Origin of the sequence: Serratia quinivorans (assembly GCF_946227985.1) — a bacterium.
Classification (GTDB): domain Bacteria; phylum Pseudomonadota; class Gammaproteobacteria; order Enterobacterales; family Enterobacteriaceae; genus Serratia; species Serratia quinivorans_A.
This window is the reverse complement of the sequence record NZ_CAMKGL010000022.1, coordinates 1-5,384: the sequence shown is the minus strand read 5'-3', so window position 1 is coordinate 5,384 and position 5,384 is coordinate 1. Positions and strand designations below refer to the sequence as shown.

General features: G+C 47.2%; 6 protein-coding genes and 1 pseudogene. 6 read left to right on the top strand and 1 reads right to left on the bottom strand.

What is annotated here, in order from left to right; all coding sequences use genetic code 11:
• The 5 genes and pseudogenes from OCH02_RS25330 to OCH02_RS25310 form a co-directional block, all read left to right on the top strand.
• Positions 1–456, top strand: a 456-nt coding sequence (locus tag OCH02_RS25330) for a hypothetical protein (RefSeq protein ID WP_261433580.1), incomplete at its 5' end; no start/stop codon positions are given.
• A 118-nt stretch (positions 457–574) separates the two neighbouring features.
• The gene (locus tag OCH02_RS25325; RefSeq protein WP_261433578.1) at positions 575–1,117 is read left to right on the top strand and encodes a hypothetical protein; all 543 of its coding nucleotides are present in this window, start codon (positions 575–577) and stop codon (positions 1,115–1,117) included.
• A 96-nt stretch (positions 1,118–1,213) separates the two neighbouring features.
• Positions 1,214–1,468: a hypothetical protein gene (locus tag OCH02_RS25320; RefSeq protein WP_261433577.1), complete on the top strand. Its 255-nt coding sequence runs from the start codon at positions 1,214–1,216 to the stop codon at positions 1,466–1,468.
• 78 nt (positions 1,469–1,546) lie between these two features.
• Positions 1,547–3,364 (top strand): annotated as a pseudogene (locus OCH02_RS25315) (VENN motif pre-toxin domain-containing protein); the annotation flags it as partial.
• Positions 3,361–3,729 carry a DUF596 domain-containing protein gene (locus OCH02_RS25310; protein WP_261433576.1) on the top strand — a complete coding sequence of 123 codons (369 nt, stop codon included), beginning with the start codon at positions 3,361–3,363 and terminating at the stop codon, positions 3,727–3,729. The pseudogene OCH02_RS25315 and the gene OCH02_RS25310, both read left to right, overlap by 4 nt.
• Before the next feature lie 40 nt (positions 3,730–3,769).
• Here the strand turns inward: OCH02_RS25310 and OCH02_RS25305 are convergent, their stop codons facing one another.
• On the bottom strand, positions 3,770–3,970 hold the full coding sequence (locus tag OCH02_RS25305) for a hypothetical protein (protein ID WP_261433575.1): 201 nt from the start codon (positions 3,968–3,970) through the stop codon (positions 3,770–3,772).
• On the opposite strand from OCH02_RS25305, the gene OCH02_RS25300 reads away from it, so the two are divergent.
• Positions 3,948–5,291 (top strand): polymorphic toxin type 25 domain-containing protein, encoded by a 1,344-nt coding sequence (locus tag OCH02_RS25300; RefSeq protein ID WP_261433574.1) that lies wholly within the window; start codon positions 3,948–3,950, stop codon positions 5,289–5,291. The genes OCH02_RS25305 and OCH02_RS25300 overlap by 23 nt on opposite strands.
• Positions 5,292–5,384 lie beyond the last annotated feature (93 nt).

Here is a 5,384-nt window from a genome sequence, read left to right as displayed (position 1 = left end):
ATGGTTTTTATATTGGCGGGTGGGTTCTTTTTTTTTATATCACTATGTCTGATTTTATTTTGGTTTTTTTGCCGTGAAAATGGCCTGAAGCCAGGTTCGCCTTCGGCTACACTCATTTTTTTTGATGAGTTATTTTATGGCGGGGGAGGCAGGAAGATAAATTTTGCAGCAGCGTCTATGTTTGTTGCGTTAATTTTTATCGGCGGGGCAGTTATGGTTAAAAATAATTTAGGCTTTACGTCGATATCAATCATGGGTTACGGTTTTGGGATTTTGGGGATTGTGTCTCTTTTTATCCACTGTCGTTTTTTTTCTATGAGACAAGTGAAGCGAAACGGTAGTGCTGAAGCCCTAAAAGAATTATTTTATTTTGGAGGCAATGTTGTTAATGATGTTTTTTTATGGTTGAGTAGGTTTTTTTACATATTATGGTTTTATTTTTGCTACTTAAAGTAGGTGTGTGTAAGTGAGTTTGTTGTGTTAATGGTTTTTTGGCAATAAATACTCTTTTGTGGTTGCTTTTATATTGAAAATAATCAGGTGGGTTTGCTGTCTGGTATCAGAAGGGGGGGGTATGAAACAATTCATCAAGACAGCTCTACTGCCGGTGTTCGGCGGCATAGTATTGTTTGGCCCGTTGGATGCCGGGGCCATAACACGTGAAGAAATGCGGACACTGGATGCAGCTTATCCGCCCGGCAGCTTTGTTAACTGCGAGGCCGAACTTGCCGGGAATGGTAAAAATTTACTGCCCATGACTACCAAAATTCGTGGACATATCATAAGTAGAGCGGAAAACCTAAGCTATGCCGATGTCCGTATGATGTTTATTCCCCATGGCTCATCAACGGCAACGATTACGCTGAGCTACCGGCAGAAAGTGATCATGGAAGAGGGTGGTCAACGGGTTTATATCGATCCGGATAGCCTGAAAGTCTCAATGCCTGTCAGCCCTTCGAGTGAGGCGATTGTAGCCAAAGGATTTCGGGATGGGCTTCCTGCAACGCAAGAAATTCAGCCCTATCAGACGACAGAAATCACCGATTTCCCGTCTTATGTGGTTAGGACTCCGGGTGAATCCCCCCTTTATTGCCATAAAGATGAAGAGTATAATTAATAAAAGTGTCTTTAAACTAAGGATACAGTGCTTTCATTGCTACTTATCGTGATGATAATAATTTTTCATGTGGCGCTATATAAGTTTTAATTTAATATGAAAATCAATAAATTATTTATTGGCATTGTTTACTGTTTTGTGTTTTTTCTTGTATTCATTTTGATAGTGAAGGTTGGTATTAATTTGTTAAAGTTTGGTGAGCTGCGATTTACTCAGCAATCTTTTAAAGACTCTTTGGTGGTTAGTGGTATCGTTGGGGTTGCAGCCGGTGTTGGTTCATGGATCTTTGCAAAGATAGATGAGTATAACGCTAATAAAAAATCATCCTCTGATAAGCCTCCGGAATCTTAAGAAATAAATGGACGTAATCACACAAAGAAGAGCATGTCATCTTGAGAAGGATATTTTTGTTGAATCCATATTTTAACTAATAACAGCGGACATGGCAGCTCAACCACCCAATCGGCGGTGAGTGACGGCACCATCATCATTCGCGATCAAGATAAACAGACGCAGAACGTCAATGACCTGAGCCGCGACGTGGAACATGCCAACCAAACGTTAAGTCCGATCTTCGACAAAGAGAAAGAGCAGAAACGCTTGTAGCAGGCGCAGTTGATCGGCGAGATCGGCAATCAGGCGATGGACATTGCGCGGACCGAGGGGGATATCCGTTCCATCAACGCGGGCAAGGCAGAGCTTGAGAAAAAGGGGATTAAAGAGCCGGGTGACGGGGCGACGAAGGAACAGTGGAAAGCCTATAACGAGCAGCTGCACGCGACAGACAGCTACAAAGCGGCGCAAAAAGAGTGGGGCACTGGAAGTTCGGTTCAGAAAGGTATGCAGGCGGCTACGGCGGCGATTCAGGGGCTGGCGGGCAACAATCTGGCACAGGCGATGGCCGGAGGGCTTAGCCCTTATGCGGCTGGGGTTATCAAGGCGATGACGACCAACGCAGATGGCAGCACCAACGTTGCGGCGAACGCGATGGCGCATGCGGTGTGGGGGGCGGTAGCGGCCAAAGCCAGCGGCAACAGCGCGCTGGCAGGTGCAGCTGGTGCGGCCAGCGGCGAGCTGATGGCGCGCTACATCGCGGGCGAGCTTTACCCGGATGTGAAACCGGAAAACCTGACGGAAGATCAAAAACAGACGCTTAGCGCGCTGGGGACGCTGGCGGCAGGACTGGCAGGCGGGTTGGTGGGTGATGGCACCGGGGATGCCGTCGCAGGTGCGCAAAGCGGCAAGAACGCGGTTGAGAATAACTATCTCAGCGATGCTCAATTGATTCAAAAAGATAAAGAGTTAGCTGAGTGTGGCACCTTGGTATGCAAAGCGGGTACTCAGGCTAAATGGACTGCAATAGATGCGGGTCAGGATGGCAGCTTTGCGGCGGGGATGGTCGCGGGCGTGCCTGCTTCACTGTACGAAACGGTAGAAGGCATTGTGAAAATGGGCTTAAGCCCAGTGGACACATGGAACTCAATCTCTGCCTTATTCGACGATGATGGTGTATTAAGTAATGTTAGCGGCGCAGTAAAACAATCTTATATCGACAGAATAGATAAACTGACCACTGAGTATCAAAAGGCGGGAGCCAGCGGCTCATTCAATGCAGGGGTCGAGGGTGGTAAACTACTGACAGATATTGCATCTTTGGCTGCCGGTGGTGCTGGGCTAGTGAAAGGTGGAGTGGTAATCACGGAGAAGATTGCGGCTAAGGTTGCGGGTAAGGCTGAGTCGGCAGCTATAAATGCTGGAAAATTATCAGCTGAAAAAGAAGCATTAGAAAGGATCGGGCAAAATGCGAAAAATAGTTCTGATTTAAGTGGAAAACCATCTGGGGCGATATTACAGCAACAAGCAGTGAAAAAAATTGATGACCTTGCCACTCAATTTAATAATCCGGCAGTACATCCGAAGGACTTCCAGTTAAACATTAATGGAAAAACAATGGTTGCAGATCCACAGTTAAGTTTAGGTGCTCCTGTATTTAAAGGAGCTACTGACGCTGATGTTATGACTTACTTTAAGCAACTTTCGGGGGCAGAGAATATGCCATCAGCTAAGGTGGTTCCTGGTAAAGGTACAGTGTATTCGATAAAAGTCACAGAAGGACCTTCTGCCGGTAGCACTTTGACATTGAGAGACTTTTCAACGTCAGCACAACAAACTGGTGCTAAATGGACCATAGATTTAATGACTCCATCTATAAATGGTGGAAGAAGGGTGGAGATTAAATTTAAATGATTAAAAATATCAATGATATATATACATCTGTTGCCGAAAGTTCTTATGGATTGTCTATGGGGGCTATATGGCAACATATCAGTGTTGAATGTTCTGAGTTGCCTGATAACTACTCTTTCAGGAAAAAAGTATTTTTTGTTATTTTGGGTAACTTATTGAATGATAAAAAAATTAAACTAGCTGCGAATGGCGTGTTTTTGACTGGTCCTGTTGAGCAACAAATAAAAATGTTGCAAGAGGCCTGGCCTGCTTACCCATATGAAGATGAGGATGATGATTTAGATGAATATGGAATGTGGTTTTTAGTTAAGGCACCTGTTGGGGTCGTTTGGCTAACACCTGATGGTGGAGAGCTATGGACTTGAAATAATCCCGTCCACCGAGCCGGGATCCTTTTATCAGCCGTTACCAGCACCATCCGTCACGGCGCTTGAATACCGGCGCATCGCCGATATCGTTCAGCGTGCCCGGAAAATCCTTCAGCCACAGGGCCACCTTCTTCCGGTTGTCGAGAATAACTATCTGAGCAATAAGCAGATAGATGCATGGTCTGCTGAAATGAAATCCTGTCAGGCCAGCGGCGGTGAGTGACGGCACCATCATCATTCGCGATCAAGATAAACAGACGCAGGACGTCAACGACCTGAGCCGCGACGTGGAGCACGCCAACCAAACCCTGAGCCCGGTCTTCGATAAAGAGAAAGAGCAGAAACGCTTGCAGCAGGCGCAGTTGATCGGCGAGATCGGCAATCAGGCGATGGACATCGCCCGGACCGAGGGGGCGATCACGGCCACCAAGGCTGCCAAAGAGAAGATGAATAACGTTACCGATGCCGATCGCAAGGCCGCGGCAGACAAGTTGGCGAAAGAAAAACCGGGCAAGGTCATCACCAACGACGATATCAACGCGCAGATTTACCAGACGGCCTATAACCAGGCGTTCAGCGAGTCGGGTTATGGCACGGGCGGTAAGGTACAGCAAGGTATGCAGGCAGCGGTCGCTGCGGTGCAAGGGTTGGCCGGTGGCGATCTGCAGGCGGCAATTGCCGGTGGGGCTGCGCCTTATCTGGCGGAACAGATACACCGTCTGGCTCCCAATGAGGAAAGTCGTATTATCGCGCATGCGGTGGTGGCTGGCGCACTGGCAGAACTACAAGGTCAGTCGGCTGCTGCCGGTGCTGCGGGCGCTGCGACGGCGGCATTGGGTACCAAAGCGATTGCCGAGGCGATGTTCGGTACCAGTGATTTCAGTAAAATGAGCGAAGAGCAGCGCCAGACGGTTTCTGCATTGGCCACGCTCGCGGGCGGTTTGGCCGGTGGCCTGGCAAGCGGTGATACGGCAGGAGCCGTCACTGGCGGGCAATCCGGTAAGAATACCTCTGAGAATAATGACCAGTTTAGTTTCCCTATACCGCCAGCTGTTCAGCAGGATGCATCCTTGGCATCTTGGATGGCGCAACAGGGCGCGGGTCCAGAAGAAATTCAGCAGGCAGTTAAGGATTCTCACTTTGGGCCAACATTAGGAGATGAATATAAGATTCATGGTTCTGCAAAAGTTGGAGTCAGCGCTGGATATCTTGCTGGCGGGTTCTTGGAAGGCGCTTTGACCGAAGAAAAAATTGCTATCAACCTTGGAACAACAAAAGTCATTGGTTTACGTAGTGATGCAACTGTTGGGCTAGATTTTGGGCCATATTCTTTCAAAAATCTCAAAACAGAAAAAGACTACGCTACTAGTCTTGGTTTTGGTGCTATTACTATCGAAGGAAATATTGGTAAAGATGGTATTGGCGGTTCGTTCCGTGTAGGTGTTGGTCTCGGTGTTAGCGGTTCTATTAAAACTCCAGAGACTGAACGGAAGGTCGATATAAATGGTACTGCTGGAAATGAGATATGGTCACACCCTTTCGGAAAGGATAAAAAATGATGATGGTTTTTATATTGGCGGGTGGGTTCTTTTTTTTTATATCACTATGTCTGATTTTATTTTGGTTTTTTTGCCGTGAAAATGGCCTGAAGC